Raw genomic sequence first — 23,194 nt, forward strand, 5'->3', positions numbered from 1 at the left:
GAGGCAAAATGTTTGATACTTTTTTTGACAATGCAAATCTAACAAACGGTGCTTATATCATTGCTTCGATTTTGTTTATCCTCTCTCTTGCTGGACTATCTCAACACAAAAGCGCGAAAAGAGGCAATCTTTTTGGCATAGCAGGTATGGCTTTAGCCCTCTTAGCGACAATATTTAGTGGCGATATAGGCAATCTCGCCCTAATCATCGCAGCTATGCTACTAGGTGGTGGCATAGGAGTGATTTTAGCCCAAAAGGTAGAAATGACACAAATGCCCGAATTAGTAGCGATTTTGCATAGCTTTGTGGGGCTTTGTGCTGTGCTAGTGGGACTAAATAGCTTTATAGGCGATTTACAAGATTCTAGCAGATTGGTTGAGCAGCTAGAATCTAGCGGGCTTGATTCTGGGCTAGAATTTGGACTAGGGCTTATGTTGCCATTTTTTGGTGCGGATTCTGCTGGACTTGATGAGATTGGCAATCCTGCAAGTGCAAATCCAATCCACCTAGTCGAAGTGTTTTTGGGTGTGTTTATCGGGGCGGTTACTTTCACAGGCTCGCTTGTAGCGTTTGGCAAACTTCGTGGAATCCTATCTGGCGCACCGCTAAACTTGCCTTTTAAACATTATTGGAATCTAGCCGCGCTTGTTTTGTCATTTATCGCGCTTATCGTGTTTGTAGCTAGCGATGATATGCTTCCACAAATCATCGCTATAAGTGCTATGCTATTTATCGCGCTTGTCTTTGGCTGGCATTTAGTCGCTTCTATCGGTGGAGCAGATATGCCTGTGGCTGTGTCTATGCTAAACTCATACTCGGGCTGGGCTGCAGCTGCAGCGGGGTTTATGCTAGGAAATGATTTGCTTATCGTTACAGGTGCGCTTGTGGGTAGCTCTGGGGCGATTCTCTCATACATTATGTGCAAGGCGATGAATCGCTCATTTATTAGCGTGATTGCAGGGGGGTTTGGCACAGATGGAGGAAGTGCTAGCGCAGATGAGGGAGGAGAATACACACAAATAAGCCCCGAGCAAGTAGCCACACTGCTAGGAAACGCAAAATCTGTCATCATAACCCCGGGCTATGGACTAGCAGTCGCGCAAGCCCAATACCCTGTCTATGACTTGACAAAAAAGCTCCAAGATAGAGGAGTGGAAGTGAGGTTTGGCATACACCCTGTGGCAGGGCGACTCCCGGGACATATGAATGTATTGCTAGCAGAAGCAAAAGTGCCTTATGACATCGTGCTAGAAATGGAGGAAATAAACGCAGATTTCCCAAGCACTGATGTCGTGCTAGTCATCGGTGCAAACGACACAGTAAACCCAAGCGCACTAGATGACCCAAATAGCCCCATAGCAGGTATGCCTGTGCTTGAGGTATGGAAAGCAAAAAGTGTGATAATGTTTAAACGCTCGATGAATACGGGCTATGCGGGCGTGCAAAATCCGCTATTTTTCAAAGAAAATACCAAAATGCTTTTTGGCGATGCTAAAAAGAGTGTGGAGGCGATTTTGGGTGCATTGCAATAATAAATCTGCAAAAGAGATTCTAGCTCAAATAAAGATTCTAGCCAAAGATAGATTTTTGTAAGGGTTTGCCAAATCAAATCCTAGAAATCAAACTACCAAAACTAAAGCATAAGGACAAAATAATGACAGCACGACAAAGAATCTCAAAAATCCTAAGTCCCCTAAAATCCCACGACAAAAACGCTATCAAAATCTTAAACAGCATTTTTTTAGCATTTGGAATGTGTCTATCCGCCCTGCAAGCTAGCACACTAAAGTGTCAGCTAAAAGCCACTCAATATCCACAAAGCTACAAAATTTCCCAAAAAGAACAACAAGCCCTAAGCCTAATCACCCAATCCATACAACAGCCAAATAGCACAGAAATCATCAAAAAACTTGCCACGCTAGATTCCACTCTTGGCAAACTCTATATCTTGCAACTTCACTCCTTGCTAAACCAAATCAATTCCATACAAGCCACAGATGATAGCGAGATAAAGTGTCAGGCTTGCGTTGACTTTGCCAAAAGTGCGTTGTCTTTTGCCTTTGGTAGCGAAAAAAATCAAAATCACATAAAGGAGCTTTTAGAGCTAGATTCTAGCGCAAGGGTGGGCGAAGAGCTACTTTGCGTAGGGCTAGCTAGCAAAGATGCAAAGGCGTTGGTAGAGTCTTATGCACACTTCGCACTTGCAGGGGTAAATACTCGCGCGATAAATGCACTGCTTAGTGCGGTAAAAATGGGCGATAAAGACGCGGCTAGGATTTTGGAGTTTTTGCTTGATAATGGTGTGTATTTGGCGCAAAATACCCAAACTAGCCAAACACTAAAAAAAGCGATAAGTAGCGGGAATCTAAATAGTATTTTTACAAATTCTAGCAAGGATTTTGTGGTGCGTGAGTTTAACGCATATAGCAATGTGCTAGAAAATCTTTTTTATCAGTCTTTGCTTAGCAGGGGAGTTATCATAGATGAGCTAGATACTCGCTATGCCAACTTAAGCGTAGCGTCAAAAGCTGATAGTGCTAGCATTTTAGCCAAAGAGCTAGATAGGGCAAAATCCCTAAAGCAAGCCGTGATAGTAAAAATGTCTACTAACGAAAAAAATGAGTTTAATGAGGCACTAAAGTTTAAGCAGCATTTGCACAATGTCGATGAAACGCCTTATACTAGCACTTATTTAATCAAGCAGAATAAAAAATAAAACAAATAGAATCTAAAATATAGTGGATTTTATAAGTGTTTTCTAGCTTAGGCAAAGCTAGAAAATAGGGCTAGTGTAGGCTAGTGTTTTTTTGATATTTTTGCTATTTATGGGGCTTTTTCCATAGATTCCAAAGAAATTTGATAACTATGCTAAAAACTATGCCCTCTATCATCGCTGCTATCAAAAACGCATAATACATATCTTTGCTTATGGCATTCCAATCATCTGCGATTTTGGCAGTAACGACAAGAAAAGTCAAAGGCATAGCGTGGCTTAGTGCAAAAAGTGTGGTGCTTTTGGCACTTTTGAAATACCGAAAAAACGCCATATTTGCCGCTACAAGCCTTAAAACAAGCATAGCAACTGCAATATATACGCCCTCTAAAACATAGCTAGGATTTTGCAAAATCAGCTTCAAATCTAGCGTGCTTCCCACATAGACAAAAAATAGCGGGACAAAAAAACCAAACCCGATTTCATTTAGTTTGCCAACTAACTCGTGCTTATAAGAAAAAAATATCGCCACAATCGTCCCTGCCAAAAACGCCCCTAGCACTGCTTCTAAGTCAAGAAACAGCACCAATGCCACAAACACAATAAAAAGCATAACCACAAATCTAATATCGCGATTGCTCAAATCATCATAAGGCATAAGAAAGAGTTTGAAGTTTGGAAACCACCAAAATAGCATTTTAAACACCCAAAAAATCCCAACTACTCCAAGCATAAACACCAAAAGAACAGTTAGATTTTCATATAAACGCAACGAATTGCCATAATGATAAAATCCGCTGATAAGGGTTAGGATAGCGATACTTATGACTTCGCCTATCACGCCTACGGCTAAGGATATTTCTAGCCAAAGTTTGTCTTTGCCATAGTCTTTTATCAGCGTCATTATCATACCAAGACTCATCACAGGAAGTGCGGCGATAAAGACATTTGGTAGCTCCAATACAAGCACGATAATCGCTGTGAGTGCGTATAGCACGACAAAATACACCACCACGCTTTTTAGAAATCTTTTGCCAAGTCTGCTAAATCCGCGCAAATCCACCTCCATACCGCACAAAAACATCAAAAACAAAAATCCAACCTTTGCCATAAGCTCAAAGGCTTCACTATGGCTAAACACGCCAAAATACACACCAAAACAACCCAAAAACATTTCTACCACGACTATGGGGATACGCGTGAGATTGGCAAGTATTGGGGCGATGACTATGCAAATAGCAATGATAGAAAAAGCGATAAAAATATCTAGCAGAATGTTTTCCATTTTTGGCTTTGATTCCTTGTGAAGTTTGTGAGTTTGGTAGATTTTGGCAACTTTTGTTGATAAGATTTTTAGAAGTTTTTGCTTCTAGCCTTTCTAAATCGGTAGTTTTTTGCTTTGATTTTAGCTTGATTTTGGCTTGGGATTGGCAAACGGCTATAAAAACAACGATAAAATCAAAAACACAAAAACACGATTGCATTTGTTTGGAATTTTAGTTTGATTGTATTTTTATACTTTCAAGCAAAAAATCAAAATTTTATGAACCTTGTTTGTTTATTTTTCTTGTTAATTTTTGGCTAAATTTTATAAATCTCACTCAAAATAGCTATCAAAATGAGAATTTTTAAGAGATTTTAAAAAAATATTTTTATGAAAAATTTGGTATATAAATCTTACAAAACCATTATAAATAGGGAAATATGAGTTTTTTTACTTTCGCATTTTTTTGGTATTTTTAAGAATATTCGATAAACAATCTCATTTCTAATAAAACTTTAAGTTTTCTTGTATTATAATCCCACTCATATTTTTCACAATCAAAGGAGTAACAATGGATTTTGCAGAAGTCATAAAGGGATACATTTCCCATATGAATGACCACCACAGCAAAGAGCTAGAAGCATTGCTTAAAAAATTTGGCAATGTAGATGAACCAAAAAATGTCCTCTTAGAAAGTATTGATTTAGAGGGGCTAGACATAGCTCATAGCGGGGGCAAACTTCGCGTAGAATTCCCTCAAAAAGCCACGCAAGAAAATCTACGCGACACGATTATTGAGCTATGCAAGAGCATTGAGCAAAGCAAGGATTTGGGCAAAGTAGAAAGAGAGATAGTCGAGTTTGCCAAAAGTTTTGGTTCTGCTTGCCTTGCTACGCTTAGTCCAAAAGGCGAGGTGCTTTGCACTTACGCGCCTGTAATTCATCATAAAGAGAAATTTTTTATCTACATTAGCGAGGTTGGAGAGCATTTTAGCTCTATCAAGTCTCACCCTGAAAATATTGAGCTAATGTTTTTAGAAGATGAGAGCAAGGCAAAATCTGTGATTTTGCGCAAAAGGCTTCGCTACCGCGTAGAGCCTAGATTTATACAGCGAGGTAGTGGGGAGTTTGATGAAGTCTATGATAGCTTCATAGAGCAAAGTGGTGGAGGTGGCGGAATCAAAACCATACGCGATTTTGCAGATTTCCACCTTATTGAGCTTAAGCCACAAGGCGGGCGATTTGTCAAAGGATTTGGAGAGGCATATCTCATAAAAGATGGCAAAGCTAGCCATATCACAGGCGGTGCTGGTGGTGGCTCTCCACACAAATTCCCACACAAAGGAGCATAGCACAAAAACCAACTAAAGGTGTAAGAGTAACTAAAGGCGTAATAGGGTAGGTTGAGCGGTGGGTCTCCTTTAGTTGTTGTGATTTGTTTAGGTAGCTTGTGAGATTTCGCGCAAGGTTTTTACAAAATCTTGTAGCCAAGTCTTGCAAGCAACGCCTAAATGGCATTATCTTCCTTTTCAACGAAATACCCCTTTTCTCTACTCTCTCCTTTGGGAATTGGGGATTTCGTTTTTATCACTCTCTATTAGTATTTCTTTTTTTATTTCTGCTTATTTTTTCTTTTTAGTATATTTTGCTATAATTACGCAATCACGCACGGCTTGACACGCGTTTTCGTGTTTTTATAATCCTCAACAAATCTCCACAAAGGCATACTAATGATAGATATAAAGCTACTTTTAAACGACTTTGACGCCATAGCCCAAAAGCTATCCACTCGCAATCTACCAAAAGAACAACTAGAAAACCTATCAAACCTCGCCAAAAACTACAAATCACAAAAACAAGCCCTAGAATCCCTGCAAGAATCACAAAACAAAGAATCCAAAAATTTTGGCACACTAATGGCGCAAAAGCGCGATAAAAACGACAGCGAAGTGCTAGCCCTAAAAGAAAAACTAGAATCAAACAAATCCCAAATATCCAAAAACGAAGCACTTGTAAGAGAAGCAAAAGAACAGCTAGATTTTGTGCTAGCTCAAATCCCAAATATCCCTGATGAATCCACGCCCATAGGCACAGACGAGAATCAAAATGTCGAAATAGACCGTATCCTTACTCCAAAAGAGTTTAGCTTCACTCCAAAGGAGCATTGGGAGCTAGCCGAGTGGCACAACAAACAAAGCGACAGCAGGAGGAAATGGATAGATTTCGGCGCGGGTGTGAAGCTAGCAAAATCTCGCTTTAGTGTTTTGCGAGGGCAGGGGGCTAGATTGTCTCGCGCACTTATAAACTTTATGCTTGATATGAATGAAAAGGCTGGATTTGAAATCATCTCCACGCCTGTAATCGTAAATGAGAAAATGCTCTTTGGCACGGGGCAGTTGCCAAAATTTGAAGAAGATATGTTTAAAATCGCCCAAGACAATCTAGAGCAAAGCGCAGAATCACACGAGCTAGACAATGAGGCACAATCTAGCGAGTCCAAAAGCGCACTCTATCTTATTTCTACTTCTGAAATCACTCTTACAAATCTCTACAACGACACAATCATAAACGCAGATGATTTGCCTATTTGTTTGACGGCTCAAACCCCTTGCTTTCGCAAAGAAGCGGGAAGTGCGGGGCGAGATACGCGTGGCATCATTCGCCAACACCAATTTGACAAAGTAGAGCTAGTAGCTATCACTCACCCAAGTCAAAGTCAAGCTATGCAGGCAAAAATGATAGAATGTGCTAGCTCGATTTTGCAAGCACTAGAGCTACCTCATAGGCTTGTGCAGTTGTGTAGCGGGGATTTGGGATTTAGTGCTAGTAACACTGTGGATATAGAAGTGTGGTTTGCAGGGCAGGGGAAATATCGAGAGATTAGCTCGGTGTCAAATACGCGTGATTTTCAAGCGCGTAGAGCAAAAATCCGCTACAAAGAAAATGGCAAAAACGCCCTTGTGCACACGCTAAATGGCTCTTCACTTGCAGTGGGGCGATGTCTAGCTGCGATAATGGAGTATTACCAAAAAGAAAATGGCGAGATAGAGATTCCCAAAGTTTTGATTCCATATATGGCACGAAATGTGCTAGATAACTAACTAATGGCGTGGTTTGTCGCCACCGTGAAATCTGCTAGCGCACAAGCAAAATAGCCTAATTTTGTAGCTACATATTTCGTAATTTTACACGAGAGAATGTGAAGGGGAAAAATGCCACCAGAGCCAAGTAATATTAACAGCATACAAGAAACACAAGCTAGTGAGCAAGCTAGCGCAAATGCAGGTGGCAAACTTGGTGGGCTAGGCCAAAAAATATCTGCATATTTAGACCCACTTGTTGCACCACTTTTAGAAAATCCTACTTTTGAGAAAATCTACAAAAACAAGCCACTTTTTTTTGGGATTTTGGGCGGTGTGCTTGCACTCATCATCGCACTTATCATCGTCCTTATCCTAGCCCTATCGCCCAAAAGCGAAGAGGACGAGGAAGAGGAATTCACAGAGAGGACTTACACGCAAGCAGAGATTGATGAGATTGTAAATACTCCTTTGCCAGAAGCAAGTGATGAAATCAAAGAATCCAATATGGACAATCTAATCATCAAAGGAAATCTATTATTTCAGCAAGGCTTACACAAGGAAGCCTATCAGGTTTTTCGCAAAATCGCGGATTTTTCTCAATCCATAGCCAACTACAATCTAGGCACAATCCAACTAAAAAACAACTCCTATGAAGACTCTATCGTGGCGTATTCTGACTCCATAGAAACAGGGCAAAATATCTCGGCAAGCTCGATAAATGCAGCGATTGCCGCGCTAAAAATCAATCGCTATGATTTATCAAGCCATTACCTAAATCTAGCGCGTGAAAATCTAGCCGAAATCGCAAATGAGCCGTTTTTTAGCTACGCTTACGCGCTACTTTCCTACTACAAGGGCAACTACTTTGAGACACTCTCCCCCTTGCTAAACCCAAATTCCAAAGACTTCACTACCCAAAACGCAAGGCTTGCAGCGCATATTTTTACGATTTTTAGCGATGATGAAAACGCGCTAAAAAATATCCAAAAAGTAGCTACTCCAAAAGATGACAAAACCATAGGGCTACTTTATGCGCGAATGGCACAATACCCAAAAGCAAAAACACACTTGATGAACTATCTAAGGGCAAATCCAAGAGATATTGATTCTATGCTAGCACTAGGGCTTATTGACTTAAAGCTTGGGAATTATATGGGTGCGGCAAATTCGCTAGAATCTATCGCTTCAAATAGGGGATTCCAAGAAAAAGCACAAAAAATTTATCCTATCAAAGTGATAATCAACCCCGAGCTTTTTGATATAGCTTTGGCTCAAAGAATGTTTTGGGAAAGGGACTTTGAAAACAAAGACAAACTAGGCTATAAAATGCTTTTTTATTACGCGCCATATCGTGTGTTTGACGCAAAGAGGGCATTAGAAGAAATCTCTCAAGCCTCAAGCCTTACGCATATCAATATCACAGAGGGCAAAAATATGCTACTTCGTAGCTCTACGACTTCCAAAATCGATAAGCAGATTCTAAGGACGCTTGTAGAGCTTGAGAGTAAAAATTTACGCGAAGCACTTGGCTTTTTGCAAGAAGCAACCAAAAACAATCCCAATCACGCGATTTTGTATTATAACTTAGGGCTTGTGCTAGCGCAACTAGGGCATTATGATGATGCGTATTCGCATTTTATCCGCGCGTATTATTTAGACCAGAGTGATTATATATCAGGGATTTTTGCCGTTCTAGCAGGTAGATTTAGCAACAAAAACACCAATAGAATCAATAATGATTTGCTACAAAGATTTTATGATGAGGAGATTGGCGATTCTACAAAAAAGGCATATATCGAAAACTTCCTAAACTACCTAAATGACAATCAATTCCAAGAGCGAGATTGGATAAAAAACGCAAAAGTCAAAGAACCGATTTATTATGTGCTTGAGTTTATCTACGCGCTAAAAAGCAAAAACAAAAAAGAAATGCTAGAAAACATAAACGAGCTTAAAAATATCTATCCAAACGACATTGTGGCAAATATTTTATCTATCCTTGTGGGTAGCTTTGGGGATAATCTCCAAGATATAAGCATAAGTATGTATAATCTTTTTAACCAAAAATCCCTTGATTTGCGTCCTTTGCATTTAGGTGGTGCTTTTCCTAGAGAGCTATATGTCTACACAGGATTTGTAACAGGCTCACTGCAAAATCAAGCCCGCATAATGCAAAACTACCTTATCGCAAATGAGAGCGACCCTAGAGGCACTATGCAAACACTCGGTGCGATATATCTCTATCAGAGAGAATTCCAAAAAGCATATAGTATTTATACCACGCTTGTAGATGAGCTAAAAGAGGGCGATAGTCATACGCGATTTTTAGCTGCGGTAAGTGCGGTGGGTGCGGGCAACTATCCTGATGCTGTGCTACTGCTTCAGCTAGCCAAAATGGAAACACCCACCGCTTATGAAGCGCGATATGGGCTAGGGCTACTCTACCACGCTGCAAACAATCTAAAAACCGCCGCGCTTAATTATAATTTTATCGCTGTGCCAAATTTTCACTCCCAATTTTTTGATTTCCAAATCGATACGCAAAAAATCCACTCCTATGAACTTGTAAGCAAAAACAACGGCAATCCAGAAGACAACCCCCCAAATCCTACGCAAGAAGTGGATACAAAATCCGCACAAAATCAAAGCCCTACACAGCAAAGTGTGCAACAAAGCGCACAACAAAATCCACAACTTGATGAAAATCAGTTACCACAGCCCACACAACAGCCCGTAACAAATCCGCTTTTAGATACTTAAACGCGCTTAAAGTCTTAAAAATGTCTCATCTCCTAGATTCTCTAAATCCTAAACAAAAAGAAGCCGCTACGCATATTGATGGAGCATTGCTAATCTTAGCAGGTGCAGGCAGTGGCAAAACAAAAACACTTACTTCGCGCTTAGCCTACCTCATAAAAGAAGTTGGGATTTCCCCAGATTCTACGCTTACTCTTACTTTTACCAACAAAGCCGCTAGCGAAATGAAAGAGCGCGCACTAAACTTGCTTAGAGAATCTAGCAACAAAAATGGAGCAAAAGAAGCAAACTTTGCTCAATCTTTTTTGTCATTACCACCACCACTTTTATGCACTTTTCATCGCTTTGGTTTGCTTTTTTTGCGACTTCATATTTCATACTTAGGACGAGAAGCTACTTTTACACTTATAGACACTGATGACCAAAAGCGAATTATAAAGCAGATTGATTCTAGTATGCAAACAGCGATGATTCTTGGCTATATCTCAAACCAAAAAAACGCACTCATTTCAGCAAAAAATGCGACACTATCTGCCAAAACTCCACAGCAAAAAATGCTAAGCAAAATCTATGAAAAATATGAGGAATTTTTGCTAAAAAACAATATGGTGGATTTTGATGATTTGCTGCTATTAAGTTTTAGGATTTTGGATAGTGATGAAAATCTATGCGCTCAAACCTCGCAAAAATACCAATACATTATGGTTGATGAATACCAAGATACAAACCTTTTGCAAGTGGCATTGCTAAAAAAACTTTGCGCCACTCATCAAAATCTATGTGTGGTGGGCGATGATGACCAGAGTATTTATAGTTGGAGAGGGGCTGATATAGGCTATATTTTGGGATTTGCCCAAAGTTTTGATAACGCAAAAGTCATCAAACTAGAATCAAACTACCGCTCAAAAGCACCCATACTAGAAGCTGCAAATGCCCTAATCGCGCACAATACCTCACGGCTAGGCAAGCAGCTAGAATCCACGCGCGGGCAGGGCGAAAATGTTGAGCATATTTATAGCTATGATGAAAACGCAGAAGCAAACACTATCGCACAAAAAATCGCTAAACTCATAAATAATGGGATAAATCCACAAGAAATTGCGATTTTGTTTCGCCTAAACGCCCTCTCAAGAAGCATAGAAGAGGGGCTAAATCGCGCTAAAATTCCCTACAAACTCATCGGCGCGATTCGATTCTATGAGCGAGCGGAGATAAAAGACATTTTGGCATATTTCCGCCTTGTAGTAAATATGAGTGATGATTTTAGCCTAAAGCGAATCATAAACACACCAAAGCGAGGCATAGGAGAAGTGGTGCAAAAAAAGATTTTCTCCCTTGCAGAATCGCTTGGCATAAGCGTCTTTGAAGCATACAAATTAGGGCATTTGGATTCTATTTTGCGCCCTGCACAAAAAAACGAGCTAGAAAAACTTTTTGTGATTTTGCAAGATTTGCAAAAGGTGCTAGAGGAAAGTCCGCTAAAGTTTTTGGCTGATTTTGGGGAAAAAATCCAAATCATTGATGAAGTCAAAAACAAACACGATGAAATCGACAGACTAGCAAATGTGCACGAATTTTATGGATATTTTCGCGACTATATCACACAAAATCCACACAACTCTTTGAGTGATTTTTTGGGCGATTTATCGCTTAGCTCTGGGCTAGATGTGCCATTGCAAGATTGCGTATGTCTAATGAGCGTGCATAGCGCAAAAGGGCTAGAATTTGAATATGTTTTTGTGGTGGGAATGGAAAAAGGATTTTTCCCTCTTATGCGTGATGAGAGCGATTTAGAAGAGGAAAGGAGGCTTGGCTATGTGGCTTTTACCCGCGCAAAAGACAAGCTATTTACTTCAAGTGTGCGCTCAAGGTTTTATAAAGGCAGGCGCGAGATTATGGACTTATCGCCTTTCCTCTATGAAGCAAATATATTACAAAAAAACACCAAAAGCAATGAGCTAGATGAAATCCTACTAGATAGTCCAAGTAGTCAAAATAGCGATAATGATGGGGACAACACATATCGCTTTAGAAATGGCGAGGCTGTGAGGCACAAAATCTTTGGTGCGGGTGTCATAAAAGAAGTGCAAGGCGACAAACTGCATATCAATTTTGGCGGAAATGTGCGCGTGATAATGCAGGATTTTGTAGAAAAAATCTAAACTAAAATCAAAGGTGTCTAAATGTGGCTAAAAAAAATACTAAAAATTTGCAAGAATTTTGGCAAGATTTTTGGGGTAGTGTGCTTATGTGTATGTCATTTTGCTTTGGCAATGCAAAATAACGCACAACAAAATATGCAAGATGAAATAAGCCCACAAATGGACTTGCAAACACAAGAATACATAATCACAAATGAGGAGGGCATAAAAGAATATATTCTCTCTCAATACAAGGCATTGTATCCGCACTTTGAGCTAGAAAGCATAAGCATAGATATGCCAAAAAGCCTAAATCCGCAAGCCAAAATCCGCAAACTAAGCCTGCCAAGTAGCGCTACCAAAAAGCCAAATGGGACGATTATCGCTACGATTTTGCAGGGCAAAGGAGTGGTTTCTGTGCCTATTGGCTATCATATCTATGCAAATGTCCTCATAGTCCAAGCAACACTATCAATAAAAACAGGCACAGATATAACACAGCAAAACACACAAACACAATGGATAAGCATCTCTGCCATAAAAGGAAATCCCCTGCCACCCCAAGAGATAGGAAATGTCTCTGCTCGCTCGCTTATCCCACCAAACTCTATCATTACCCGCGATAAAGTCCAAGAGCGGATTTTGGTTCGCAAAGGCGACAAAATCACAGGGCTTTATAAATCACAATCTATGCAGGCTCAAATCGCGCTAAAAGCCCTGCAAAACGGCTCAAAAGGCAATATCATAAAAGCGCAGAATCTCCAAAGTGGCAAAATCTTGCAAGTGCGGATTGTCGATGAGGGAGTGGGCGAGATTTTGTAAAACACTTTTTGGTATAATGACAAATAAAAATGCTTCAAATGCTTCATAAAGCACATTAGCACAAACCAAACACCAAAAGCCACAAAAACAAAAATAAGGAAAAGCAATGTTAAATCAAAAAAAAATGCGTGAGAAAATCATAAATCAAATAAGGATATTAGCTTTGATTTTTTGTAGTGTGTTTTTGGTGGATTTTGCTTTGGCAAGCGAGCTAGAATCAACACAAACAAGCCAAGTGCTAAACACCGACACTACTTACAATCTTTTGCAAATCAAAGCCTTTGATTCTGCAATCAAGCATTCTCTTGTCTTGCTTGAAGTGGCTTTTATAAATGCAAAGCTAGAATCCTATGCTAGTCCCTTGATACTTCGAGTGATTTTATCACTCATTGCATTTGGGTTTTTGTGGCTATTTCGTAGGATTTTGACACGACTTGTTATGTGGCTTATTAGTCTTAGTTTTCATCTAGCCAAGCAGGATAAAGATGCGCAGAGCAAAATCCAGCGTGAGATTATCAAGCCTGTTTCGCTGTTTTTGTTTTTATTAAGCCTTGATATAAGTATCAACATTTTGTATTATCCAAGCCTTAGTCCAAAGGAGCTAGAAAAATGGTTTTCTGTGGGCTATGTGGTAAATTTTGGGTGGTTTATCATTATCGCACTTAGGGGCTATGCAGCGGTGTTTATAAGCACTATTACCCAAAAAAACACCACGCAGCATTTTCGCAAAGAAGTGCTAAATCTTTTGTTAAAAATTGCGTATTTTTTTATCGTCATCATTATGCTTTTGTGGATTTTAAAAATCTTGGGCTTTAATATTTCAGCAATCATCGCTTCACTCGGGCTTGGTGGGCTAGCTGTGGCACTAGCTGTCAAAGATATGCTTGCCAATTTTTTCGCCTCTGTAATGTTGCTTTTTGATAATTCGTTTTCACAAGGCGATAGAATCGAATGTGGTGGCGTAGATGGCGTAGTGGTAGAGATGGGACTGCGCCGCACGACTATCCGCACAAGTGATAACGCCCTAGTGCTTGTCCCAAATTCCGAGCTAGCAAACAAATCTATTATAAATTGGAGTCGCAGAAAAGCGGGCAGGCTTATAAAGCTAAATATAGGACTTACATACTCTACTTCACGCGAGCAGGTGTGTGAGTGTGCCAAAGTGATAAAAAATATGCTACTAGAGCACCCCAAAATCGCCAAAGATAGCGACGAAAAAGAGGGGCTAGATTTTAGCATTTCTTTTAAGCAAGATATTATTTCGGTTGATGATTATCTAGGCTACAAAGGTAGCGTATATGTCGTGCTTAATGAGCTAAGCGATAGCTCAATAGATATTTTGGTGTATTGCTTTAGCAAAGCCATAAGCTATGGGGAATTTTTGCTTACAAAAGAGGAGATTTTGCTAGAGATTATGCACATCGTAGAATCTATGGGACTTAGTTTTGCATTCCCAAGTCAAAGTGTGTATATCGAGCAAGTGCCACAAAACCCACAAAACACGCTTGCAAACATACCACAAAAGACAACATAACAAAAATAGACATTTATAGATTCTATGCAAAATATAGTTTTTGCTAGATTTTATATTTTATGTGCGCTATAAATTTTGCATACAACGCTGTATTTTTCAAGGCTACATTTTTGCCATAAAAGATGCGTTGATTCTCATTATTTGTGTATTTTTGATAAAAGCTAATAATTAAACTCAAAATAATGATTTTTATATTACAATAACGATTTAAAAAATCACTAGATGATTTTAGAAGATTTTTCGTGGATTTTTATCAGCTATATTTTCGCGTAAAATCCACATAAAAAGCACTTGTAAAAACTTGCAAATACATTCACAAACAAGCCAAATCTAGCCAAAAATCTAATGGAGTAGCACTATGACAAAAACCCCTCCCTCACAAACCTCACAAAACACCCATTCTACTTCCCAGCTTACAATAGCCCTTGTCGGTCAGCCAAATGTCGGCAAAAGCTCTCTTATCAACGCTATAAGTGGCGCAAATCTAAAAGTAGGTAATTTTAGTGGCGTAACGGTGCAAAAAGATGAAGTGCGCTTCAGCTACAAAGACACACAAATAAATATCGTGGATTTGCCCGGGACTTATAGCCTAAATGACTATTCGCCAGATGAAAAAATCACCAAAGATTTTTTGGAATCTAGGCAATATGACATCGTGCTAAATGTGCTAGATTCTACCAATCTAGCGCGAAATCTAGCTCTAAGTGCGCAAATAATGGGACTTGGTGTGAAGTGCGTGCTGGGACTAAATATGATAGATGAGGCAAAAGCCGATGGAATAGAGATTGACACAGAGCTATTAAGCGAGATATTGGGCGTGGCTTGCATACCTATTTCAGCGCAAAAACGACACAATATCCACGCACTATTTGATACGCTCATAGATACGCACAATAAGCCATTTTGCGAGCCAAAGCGCATTTATGATGATTTATTAGAATCTAGCATTGGCAAAATTGAGGAGTTTTTGCTCCAAAAAAGTTTTTATGAGCTAAATTCTTATCCTAGCCAAAAAGAAGCACTCTCAAGTAGAATCATAGCGATTTTGCTACTTCGGCTTGATACAAATCTGTATGCTTATTTGCACGATAAGCCTTGCTATACGCAAGTTACGCAGTTTGTCAATGAGGTAAGCGCAAATCTCACAAAACAAAGTGGGGAGGAAAATATCCAAAGCATTTTTAACCAAGATTCTATAAGCTTCGCACAAGGCGCAGCCCAAGAAGTGCTAAGCTATAAAAAACCACCCCTGCTAGATGAAGCAAATCTAGTGCGAGAAACAAGCACAGATTTTGCAATCTCCACAGATTCGCTAGATTCCACACAAAGCCAAACAAGTCTAAAACCTAGCACAAACTCTACAAAATCCCCCCTCAAAAACTTCTCTACAAGCCTCTCTACACATTTTGGCAAAAATTTTCGCAAAAAAGATTTTGATATGCCAAGCTCACTAGAGCGCACAAAACGCATAGATTTTATTTTGCTTCACAAATTTTTTGGCTTGCCTATTTTCTTTTTGCTTATGTTTTTGCTTTTTGAGATGACTTTCTATGTCGGTGGTTTTGCAAAGGACTACATAGAGGATGGTTTTGCCAAGTTTGGGGAGTTTTTGGGCGAAGTGCTTGCAAGCCACCCTCAAGCTATCTCACTTATCTGTGATGGCATCATCGGTGGTGTGGGCACGGTGCTAGCATTTTTGCCGCTCATTGCGGTGCTGTATTTTGGGATTGCGATTTTGGAGGGGAGCGGATATATGGCTAGAGTGGCGTTTTTGTTTGACGGATTTTTGCACAAATTTGGCTTGCACGGCAAAAGTTTTATCCCTATGATTGCGGGGTTTGGCTGCTCTGTGCCTGCATATATGGCGACCCGCACGCTAAAAAACCAAAACGAGCGACTTATCACGCTTTTTGTGATTGGCTTTATGAGCTGTTCGGCTAGATTACCTATTTATGTGCTATTTGTAGGGGCATTTTTCCCTGAAAAATACGCTGGATTTGTGCTTTTTGGGATTTATGTGCTTGGTGGGGCGGTGGCACTTATGATGGCAAAAGTGCTAAAACTATCGCTTTTTCGTGGCAGAGATGAACCATTTGTAATGGAAATGCCAAAATACAGAATCCCAAATTTTCGCACCGTGTGGTTTAGTATCTGGGGCAAGGTGGTTATGTTTCTAAAAAAGGCTGGTGGATTTATCCTTATTGCTTCTGTGCTGATTTGGTTTGCTTCACAATACCCCAAAAATCCCCAAATAGATGAAATCTATGAAGCCAAAAAACAAGAAGTGCTAGAGAGTAAAAACCTTAGCGAAGAGCAAAAAAACGAGGAAATCGCCCATCTAGAAAACGAGCAAAAAGAGAAGTTTTTGCGCGGGACTTACTCGGGTAGAGTAGGGGAGATTTTGGAGCCTGTGTTTGCTCCTATGGGGTTTGATTGGAGGTTGTCTATTTCGATAGTTACGGGGTTTGCAGCAAAGGAAGTTGTCGTATCCACACTTGGCGTTCTCTACTCACTTGGCGAGGGTGTAGAGGAGGACTCTAGTTCTTTGCAGCAAATGCTAAGAGATAGCATTTCTTTTCCTAGTGCGGTGGCATTTGTGGTGTTTGTGATGTTTTATATCCCTTGCTTTGCGGCGACTATTAGCTTTGGGCGTGAGGCTGGGGGAATCAAGTTTGTTGGATATTTATTTGTTTTTACTACTATTGTGGCATATATTTTTTCACTTATTTCGTATTGGGTGGCGTTGCTTGGGTATAGCTTTTTTATGCGGTAGCTAGGCTCTTGCAAGGGTTTTTTTAGATTGTCTTCAATATTTTTCTTTCGCAAAAAGGATAGCCTTGCTAGAGATATGCAATCACACAAAAAGCACACTGCCTCAAGGGATAGAATCTCGCTTAGATTCTACGGTCGGTGTGGTGCTTGAGAGTGTGCTAGATTTTAGGCTAGATTGCGCTTTGGATTCTGCTTCAAAATCTACTTTAGATTCCGCTTCTTTAGATTCCGCTTTGGGCTATTTTTGTCGTGATAGTAAAAATCTCTGTGAAAAAATCCATATCGAGCTAGTCTTTGTAAGCAGCGCAAAGATGCGTAAAATCAACAAAGAATTTTTAGCCAAAGACTATGCTACCGATGTGCTAAGCTTTCCTCTCATAGATTTCCCGCTTATAGATTCTGCAGATTCGCCTTTAGTAGATTTTTTGCTTGAAAAACTGCAAGATTTATCGCTAGATTCTAGCGAGTTTTTGCCATTATTGCTAGGCAGTATCGTTATAAACCTCCCTCTAGCACGCAAAAATAGCCTAAAATTTGCTCATAGCCTAGATGATGAAATCATTATTTTATTTATCCACGCGGTGCTACATTTGCTAGGATTTGACCACGAGAGAGATAGAGGAGCGCACAGGCAAAAAGAGCGTGAGATAATGCAAAAACTTGACTTATCCAAAAGCATAAAAAGCCTTATTTCTAGGGCGAGTTCTCCACAATGATTATTCACGCAATATTTTTGCAACAAAAAGCGGGAAAAACTTGATATGGAGTGAAAAATGAGCAAAAAGCATAGAAAACTTGTGGTTTTTAGCGGAGCAGGGCTAAGTGCGGACTCTGGGATGGCTACTTTTCGTGATAGTGATGGGCTATGGGCGAGCTATGACCCGCTTGAAGTATGCAATTTCAAAAATTGGGAGAAAAACTACGAGTTAGTGCATAGGTTTTATAACCTGCGTAGAGAGGAGCTAAAAAGTGTCAAGCCAAATGCTATGCACGAGTTTTTGGCTAACTTGCCCAATTTGCTAGCTAGAGAATCTATCGAAGTAATCTATCTCACCCAAAATGTCGATGACTTGCTAGAGCGAGCAGGCGCACAAAATGTAATCCACCTGCACGGAGAGCTAACCAAAATCATCTGCCCAAAGTGTCATCATATCAGCGATATAGGCTATGAATGCTTTGATAGCACTACTCCCTGTCCCAAATGCGCCAACAAAAAGCAAAAGCCAAAAATCGTGTTTTTTTATGAGAGTGCGCCACTATATGAGGTGATGAACGCGGTGTTTTTCTCGCTTGGCAAAGATGATAGTGTGCTTGTGGTGGGCACAAGTGGGAGTGTCATACCTATCGGTGTGATTTTGGGACAAAGTAGCGAGATAGGACTAAAAATCCTAAACAACCTCGCGCCATCGCCATATATCGATGAGGGATTGTTTGACAAAGTCATATATAGCAAAGCCATAGAAGCAATCCCACAAATCAAGCAAGAAATAGAAACATTTTTTGGAGTTTAGGGGTTTGCAGTGCTATTGGTCTTAAAAATTCAAAATTACTTAACTGTGCTACATTTGCTAGGGTTTGAGTGTGAGGGGATAAGGAGTGTATATACAAAAGGAGCGTGAAATAATGCAAAAATCTTGACTTATCTAAAAAAACCAAAAAGTCTTATTTTAGAGCAAGTTTTTCAAGTAAGTAAAATATTCTAGCAAGGTGTAAATAGTTTTTTTGCTGGTTAAAAACATAGTTTCAAGTTTTTTTTAGTTTTTGTAGTATAATATCAAGTTAGATTTTTCCTAAAGAATAAGGTATTTTATGGATAATGTAAAAAATTCGGAGTGCAAGATTGATATTGAGGGTGAGGAAACTCTCGATAACATTTCCAGCGATAATGATGAAATTTACCCACTCAGTTCTATTCGCATAGAAAAAGGTAGAATGAGCCTTTATGAAGTGAAAAGGCAATATGAAGAAAGAAAACAACTTGTTTTAGACCCTGAATTTCAAAGAGAATATGTTTGGACTCAAAAACAAAAATCTGAACTTATAGAATCTATACTAATGGGTATTCCTATTCCAATAGTGTATCTTTTTCAAACAAGAGATGCGCGTATTCAAGTTGTTGATGGTAGACAAAGGATAGGTGCTGTAATTGACTTTATGAATAATAAATTTAAACTTGCAGAATTAAAAATAATAAAAGACATAAAAGGTAAAAAGTTTGCAGATTTAAAACCAATACAGCAAAGAAAAATAGAGGATTATCAAATAGATACTTATCTCATACAGCCACCTACGCCCGAAAGGGTAAAATTTGATATTTTTGATAGAGTTAATCGTGGTGGAACAAGGCTAAACAATCAAGAAATGAGAAATGCACTATATCAAGGACAATCTACAAAATTATTAAAAGAATTAAGTGAATTAGACAGCTTTAAAAAAGCAACTAATAATTCAATCAAACCAAAACAAATGAAAGATAGATATATTATTTTAAGATTTATTGGTTTTTATTTATATTTTTCAAAACAACTTGATGGTATTGAATATAAGGGCAATATAGATGATTTTTTGGCAGAAGTAATGCAGTTTTTAAACAAAGCTGATGAAAAACTAATCAGTGATTTGAAAAATATATTTGATGAAACTATGGATTTTGCTCATATAAATTTTGGTGGTAATGTGTTTCGATTTAGTAGTGAGGGATACAAAAGAAATAAACGTCCAATAAATATGGCTTTATTTGAATGTTTAAGCTATATGTTTGCTTTGTGTGTAAAAAATAACATTGTAGTAAAAAACAATGAAGTAGAAAACTTAAAAAATAGCTTTGATGAATCTAATAAATTTGTAAGCGGAATTGATAATGTGCCAAATGTTGATTATCGGTTTAATGAAGTAAAAAAACTTATAGGAGCCGTGTAATGATAGAAAGCATCCACATACAAAATTTTAAAAGTATAGAGAATCAGGTTTTTGATTTTAAGCCAATCACTATACTTACAGGAACAAATTCTTGTGGGAAGTCAAGCATAATACAAGCTATACTTCTTTACTCTCACTATGCTGCTAGACGCGAGGAAAAATATAAGGCAAATTCACTCAAAAAATATATTGATAATCTTGGCGATACAAAATCACTTGTTTCTATTGCGCAAAATACTAATGAAAGAGAAAAAACTTTTATTCAACCAACAATAGACGGCTACAATGAATCATTTTTGTCTTTTGGTATTCATACTGATATTATTGGCTTAATAGAGACAAAAAAAGAAAAAATGTTGATTTTTGAGGAAAATTTATACTATATTTCCGCCAATCGTATAGGGCAAGAAAATTTACCGCAGAGTAATGAGTATGAAAAATGTGGTATAAATGGAGAATATATTTTTGGTTTTTATGAGGATAATAAAAATGTTAGACTACAAAATGAAAAACTTATTTTTAAAGATAAGATTAAAAACGGTAAAGAACCAACGGCAGAATCCCTAAGCGCACAAGTTAGTTTTTGGTTAAATAAAATTTTGGATTTAAATTTGATTCCTAGAACAGAAAGAATAGATAATACAAAAGTCAAGCTAATATATAAGAATAGTGATTTGCACAATTTTGATATTACTCCTTTTAATCTCGGTGCAGGAGTGAGTTATCTTGCAAAAATTCTTATTTTAGGGTTATCGCTTAAAGAGGGGGATATACTCATTGTAGAGAATCCAGAAGTGCATTTACATCCAAAAGCTATCTCTAAATTTGCCGAATTTTTTGTATTTTTAGCAAATGGTAGAGTCCAAGTCATTTTAGAAACGCACTCCGAACATATCATCAATAAAATGCGTTATTCTGTATTTAAAGGGCAAATTTCCAAAGACAATATACAAATTTACTACCGAGAAAGATTCGATACACCTTTTGAATCTATACAAATCAACGAAAAAGGTAAATATATCAATGAAAATAATGAGGTTATAGAATTTCCAAAGGGATTTTTTGATAGTGATTTAGATGAATTATTGGAGATGATGTAATGGATTTTTCTTTGGCAATAGATGATGATTTGGCTGAGGAGCTTTGTAAGTTTAGGACAAATCAACAATGCGATGTGGATAGAGTTGAAAAAATATTACATTATTATAAGGGCTATCCTCTCTTTACAAAAAGCTACTTTAAGAGATATTATGCGGATAAAAATATACAAAGCAATGTCTTACAATCCACTTCGCATATAGATTGGAATTCGTTAGAAAGCGTTTGCAAAAGCACCATATACAAAGTTATATTGTCTAGTCAAAGAAATGTAAGTTTTCCTTATGTTTCTATCTATGATGATAAGATAGAAAGTAATTTCACAGCAACTTTTTTCAAAAATGACCCCAGACAAAAAGCACTAGAACATTTAAGGTCTTTGTTGGAAAGTGCGAGGTGCATTTTTATTTATGATTTGTATCTTGCGAATAATTGGGCTAGTTTTATAAGTTTCGCACAAAAATGCTTTCCGCAAAAACAAATGAGTATATTTTATCCAAAAGAAATTGATTCAAGCAATAATGCAAATCCAAATATAGCAAAACTAACACAACAACAATGTGTCCAAATTACTCAAAATGGAAAAGGTTTATGGAAATTTAGTGTCGATAGAAATCATCAAATCTTTAGCAACTTGCACGACAGATACCTAATCATTGATAATAAAATTGAAGTCATATTTACAAGCGGAATACATCACTTAATAAATACAGATAAAGATTTCACATATATAGTTAGGCAGCTTAGCTATAAATAATTTTATGGCAGAATCGTAGAAAATTAAAGAAAACTAAAAAAATAAAACGCATACAATTACTTTTTGCCATTATGTTTTTATAGCATTTTCTCCTTATCTATATTTTTGCAGTTTTTGTTCTAGCTCTAGTCGCTCTAGTTCTAGTTTTTTGCTTTCTAGTTCTCGTTTTTTGCTTTCTAGCTCTAGCTTTTGATATTCAGGTGTTAATCTCACCATATCAAGCAGAATCTCAGAACACGCTCGTTGGTTGCCCAAATTACAGGCTTTGCCATAGTATTGCTTAGCGGTGGAACTATTTCTCTTCACACCTTGACCTCTATCATACATTTTCGCTACAACCAAACAAGCATCTGCCTGCATTAAAAATCCATCAATCGTATCACACGCTATTTCATAGTATTTCTTTGCATTATAGTAATCTTGCAAATCGTGATAAACACTTGCTAATGATACATATCCCAAATTATCCCCCAAAGCAATAGTTTTTTCAAAGTATGGTATCGCCTCTTTGTATCGCCCTGCAAAATAATAAATTCCCCCAACAAACGAACAATTACCTTTGCCTTTTTGTGCGTAGCACTGCTCCACACTTGGCAAACCATCGTTTATAAGTGCGTAGCACGAATTTTTGTCTCTATTGTCAAAGCAATTATGTCTAGCTCTCTGCCATTCATCATCACTCATCGCACCTATACTTACACTCACTACACTTGCCAAAATCCCACACGCTAGCACCAATCTTTTCATTGCCTTACTCCTTGTGTTTGTTTAAACTGCTTAAAAGTTTGATAATCTTCTTGCAAGATTTTATCAACAATATTTGATAGATTCTCTTTGTTTATATTTAGTCGATGAAAAATCCATTTTTGCTTGTCATTAAAATCACTTGAACCATAAACTTTCCCAAATAATGACAAGAAGTTTTTGACAGCTTTTTCTAGCGATTTTGAATCATCTTTATATGATTTCCAACCATTGTCAATTTTATCTACAATAGATTTTAGTAGAGTTTCATTTATTTCATCACTATTATTTGATTTATCAATGTATCTCATTGCTCCACAATAGCACGAAATATGCTGAAATAACAGATATGTAAAACATTCTTGTCCCCTATCATTTATCCATTTGTGCGATTTGTTGTGTTCTCTTACACATCCCTTGCAAATTTCAAATCTTAGATTCTCTATCCCCTCTATGCCTAGCCCGCCATCTACGAGATAAAACTCTTTTTGCGGCTTTGATTCTTCGCAGCCTTTGCATTGTATTTTGTCGCTATTTTGCATTTTTTGCCTCCTAGTTTTTATGATTTTCACAAGAAGCGATACTACAAAA

At 38.1% G+C, this 23,194-nt stretch carries 16 protein-coding genes and 1 pseudogene; 14 read left to right on the top strand and 3 right to left on the bottom strand.

The window, feature by feature from the left end; translation table 11 throughout:
• Nucleotides 1-8: 8 nt before the first annotated feature.
• On the top strand, nt 9-1,532 hold the full coding sequence (gene pntB / locus HMPREF2086_RS05100) for a Re/Si-specific NAD(P)(+) transhydrogenase subunit beta (protein WP_023927696.1): 1,524 nt from the start codon (nt 9-11) through the stop codon (nt 1,530-1,532).
• Nucleotides 1,533-1,654: 122 nt separating this feature from the next.
• Nucleotides 1,655-2,716 (top strand): hypothetical protein, encoded by a 1,062-nt coding sequence (locus HMPREF2086_RS05105; RefSeq protein WP_023927697.1) that lies wholly within the window; start codon nt 1,655-1,657, stop codon nt 2,714-2,716.
• Between the two features lie 103 nt (nt 2,717-2,819).
• Here HMPREF2086_RS05105 and HMPREF2086_RS05110 read toward each other — a convergent pair whose 3' ends face one another.
• Nucleotides 2,820-3,998, bottom strand: a complete 1,179-nt coding sequence (locus tag HMPREF2086_RS05110; protein ID WP_023927698.1) for a cation:proton antiporter — start codon at nt 3,996-3,998, stop codon at nt 2,820-2,822.
• Nucleotides 3,999-4,548: 550 nt separating this feature from the next.
• Between HMPREF2086_RS05110 and HMPREF2086_RS05120 the strand changes: the two genes are divergently transcribed.
• From HMPREF2086_RS05120 to HMPREF2086_RS05175, 12 genes and pseudogenes are all read left to right on the top strand, one after another.
• Nucleotides 4,549-5,328, top strand: coding sequence for a HugZ family heme oxygenase (locus HMPREF2086_RS05120; RefSeq protein ID WP_023927699.1), 780 nt, complete (start codon nt 4,549-4,551; stop codon nt 5,326-5,328).
• A 378-nt stretch (nt 5,329-5,706) separates the two neighbouring features.
• Nucleotides 5,707-7,077, top strand: coding sequence for a serine--tRNA ligase (gene serS / locus HMPREF2086_RS05125; protein ID WP_023927700.1), 1,371 nt, complete (start codon nt 5,707-5,709; stop codon nt 7,075-7,077).
• Between the two features lie 111 nt (nt 7,078-7,188).
• The gene (locus HMPREF2086_RS05130; RefSeq protein ID WP_023927701.1) at nt 7,189-9,819 is read left to right on the top strand and encodes a tetratricopeptide repeat protein; all 2,631 of its coding nucleotides are present in this window, start codon (nt 7,189-7,191) and stop codon (nt 9,817-9,819) included.
• A 20-nt stretch (nt 9,820-9,839) separates the two neighbouring features.
• Complete coding sequence (locus HMPREF2086_RS05135; RefSeq protein ID WP_023927702.1) at nt 9,840-11,978, top strand: ATP-dependent helicase; 2,139 nt, start codon at nt 9,840-9,842, stop codon at nt 11,976-11,978.
• A 21-nt stretch (nt 11,979-11,999) separates the two neighbouring features.
• On the top strand, nt 12,000-12,779 hold the full coding sequence (gene flgA, locus HMPREF2086_RS05140) for a flagellar basal body P-ring formation chaperone FlgA (RefSeq protein WP_023927704.1): 780 nt from the start codon (nt 12,000-12,002) through the stop codon (nt 12,777-12,779).
• 712 nt (nt 12,780-13,491) lie between these two features.
• Nucleotides 13,492-14,313: pseudogene (locus HMPREF2086_RS12595) on the top strand (mechanosensitive ion channel family protein); the annotation flags it as partial.
• 358 nt (nt 14,314-14,671) lie between these two features.
• A complete protein-coding gene (feoB, locus tag HMPREF2086_RS05150) occupies nt 14,672-17,086 on the top strand; it encodes a ferrous iron transport protein B (protein ID WP_023927706.1) in 2,415 nt (804 codons plus the stop codon).
• Nucleotides 17,087-17,150: 64 nt separating this feature from the next.
• Entirely contained in the window at nt 17,151-17,801 is a 651-nt protein-coding gene (gene ybeY / locus HMPREF2086_RS05155) for an rRNA maturation RNase YbeY (RefSeq protein ID WP_023927707.1), read from the top strand.
• Nucleotides 17,802-17,858: 57 nt separating this feature from the next.
• Nucleotides 17,859-18,596 carry an SIR2 family NAD-dependent protein deacylase gene (locus HMPREF2086_RS05160; protein ID WP_023927708.1) on the top strand — a complete coding sequence of 246 codons (738 nt, stop codon included), beginning with the start codon at nt 17,859-17,861 and terminating at the stop codon, nt 18,594-18,596.
• 298 nt (nt 18,597-18,894) lie between these two features.
• Nucleotides 18,895-20,004: a DUF262 domain-containing protein gene (locus tag HMPREF2086_RS05165; RefSeq protein ID WP_023927710.1), complete on the top strand. Its 1,110-nt coding sequence runs from the start codon at nt 18,895-18,897 to the stop codon at nt 20,002-20,004.
• On the top strand, nt 20,004-21,104 hold the full coding sequence (locus HMPREF2086_RS05170; RefSeq protein ID WP_023927712.1) for an AAA family ATPase: 1,101 nt from the start codon (nt 20,004-20,006) through the stop codon (nt 21,102-21,104). Before HMPREF2086_RS05165 ends, HMPREF2086_RS05170 begins: the two co-directional genes overlap by 1 nt.
• Nucleotides 21,105-21,115: 11 nt before the next feature.
• Nucleotides 21,116-21,859 (top strand): hypothetical protein, encoded by a 744-nt coding sequence (locus HMPREF2086_RS05175; protein ID WP_148374475.1) that lies wholly within the window; start codon nt 21,116-21,118, stop codon nt 21,857-21,859.
• A gap of 93 nt (nt 21,860-21,952) precedes the next feature.
• Here HMPREF2086_RS05175 and HMPREF2086_RS10780 read toward each other — a convergent pair whose 3' ends face one another.
• Together HMPREF2086_RS10780 and HMPREF2086_RS05185 are read right to left on the bottom strand one after the other, a co-directional pair.
• Nucleotides 21,953-22,606, bottom strand: a complete 654-nt coding sequence (locus HMPREF2086_RS10780; protein ID WP_023927714.1) for a tetratricopeptide repeat protein — start codon at nt 22,604-22,606, stop codon at nt 21,953-21,955.
• A complete protein-coding gene (locus tag HMPREF2086_RS05185; protein WP_023927715.1) occupies nt 22,603-23,145 on the bottom strand; it encodes a hypothetical protein in 543 nt (180 codons plus the stop codon). Before HMPREF2086_RS05185 ends, HMPREF2086_RS10780 begins: the two co-directional genes overlap by 4 nt.
• Nucleotides 23,146-23,194: the final 49 nt, after the last annotated feature.

The organism is Helicobacter macacae MIT 99-5501, assembly GCF_000507845.1.
In the GTDB taxonomy this organism is placed as follows: Bacteria; Campylobacterota; Campylobacteria; order Campylobacterales; family Helicobacteraceae; genus Helicobacter_B; species Helicobacter_B macacae.

What these genes read in the sequence shown, in the direction of transcription:
- pntB (WP_023927696.1), top strand. Translation starts at nt 9, where the DNA reads ATGTTTGATACTTTTTTTGACAATGCAAATCTAACAAACGGTGCTTAT.
- HMPREF2086_RS05105 (WP_023927697.1), top strand. Translation starts at nt 1,655, where the DNA reads ATGACAGCACGACAAAGAATCTCAAAAATCCTAAGTCCCCTAAAATCC.
- HMPREF2086_RS05110 (WP_023927698.1), bottom strand. Translation starts at nt 3,998, where the DNA reads ATGGAAAACATTCTGCTAGATATTTTTATCGCTTTTTCTATCATTGCT.
- HMPREF2086_RS05120 (WP_023927699.1), top strand. Translation starts at nt 4,549, where the DNA reads ATGGATTTTGCAGAAGTCATAAAGGGATACATTTCCCATATGAATGAC.
- serS (WP_023927700.1), top strand. Translation starts at nt 5,707, where the DNA reads ATGATAGATATAAAGCTACTTTTAAACGACTTTGACGCCATAGCCCAA.
- HMPREF2086_RS05130 (WP_023927701.1), top strand. Translation starts at nt 7,189, where the DNA reads ATGCCACCAGAGCCAAGTAATATTAACAGCATACAAGAAACACAAGCT.
- HMPREF2086_RS05135 (WP_023927702.1), top strand. Translation starts at nt 9,840, where the DNA reads ATGTCTCATCTCCTAGATTCTCTAAATCCTAAACAAAAAGAAGCCGCT.
- flgA (WP_023927704.1), top strand. Translation starts at nt 12,000, where the DNA reads ATGTGGCTAAAAAAAATACTAAAAATTTGCAAGAATTTTGGCAAGATT.
- feoB (WP_023927706.1), top strand. Translation starts at nt 14,672, where the DNA reads ATGACAAAAACCCCTCCCTCACAAACCTCACAAAACACCCATTCTACT.
- HMPREF2086_RS05160 (WP_023927708.1), top strand. Translation starts at nt 17,859, where the DNA reads ATGAGCAAAAAGCATAGAAAACTTGTGGTTTTTAGCGGAGCAGGGCTA.
- HMPREF2086_RS05165 (WP_023927710.1), top strand. Translation starts at nt 18,895, where the DNA reads ATGGATAATGTAAAAAATTCGGAGTGCAAGATTGATATTGAGGGTGAG.
- HMPREF2086_RS05170 (WP_023927712.1), top strand. Translation starts at nt 20,004, where the DNA reads ATGATAGAAAGCATCCACATACAAAATTTTAAAAGTATAGAGAATCAG.
- HMPREF2086_RS10780 (WP_023927714.1), bottom strand. Translation starts at nt 22,606, where the DNA reads ATGAAAAGATTGGTGCTAGCGTGTGGGATTTTGGCAAGTGTAGTGAGT.
- HMPREF2086_RS05185 (WP_023927715.1), bottom strand. Translation starts at nt 23,145, where the DNA reads ATGCAAAATAGCGACAAAATACAATGCAAAGGCTGCGAAGAATCAAAG.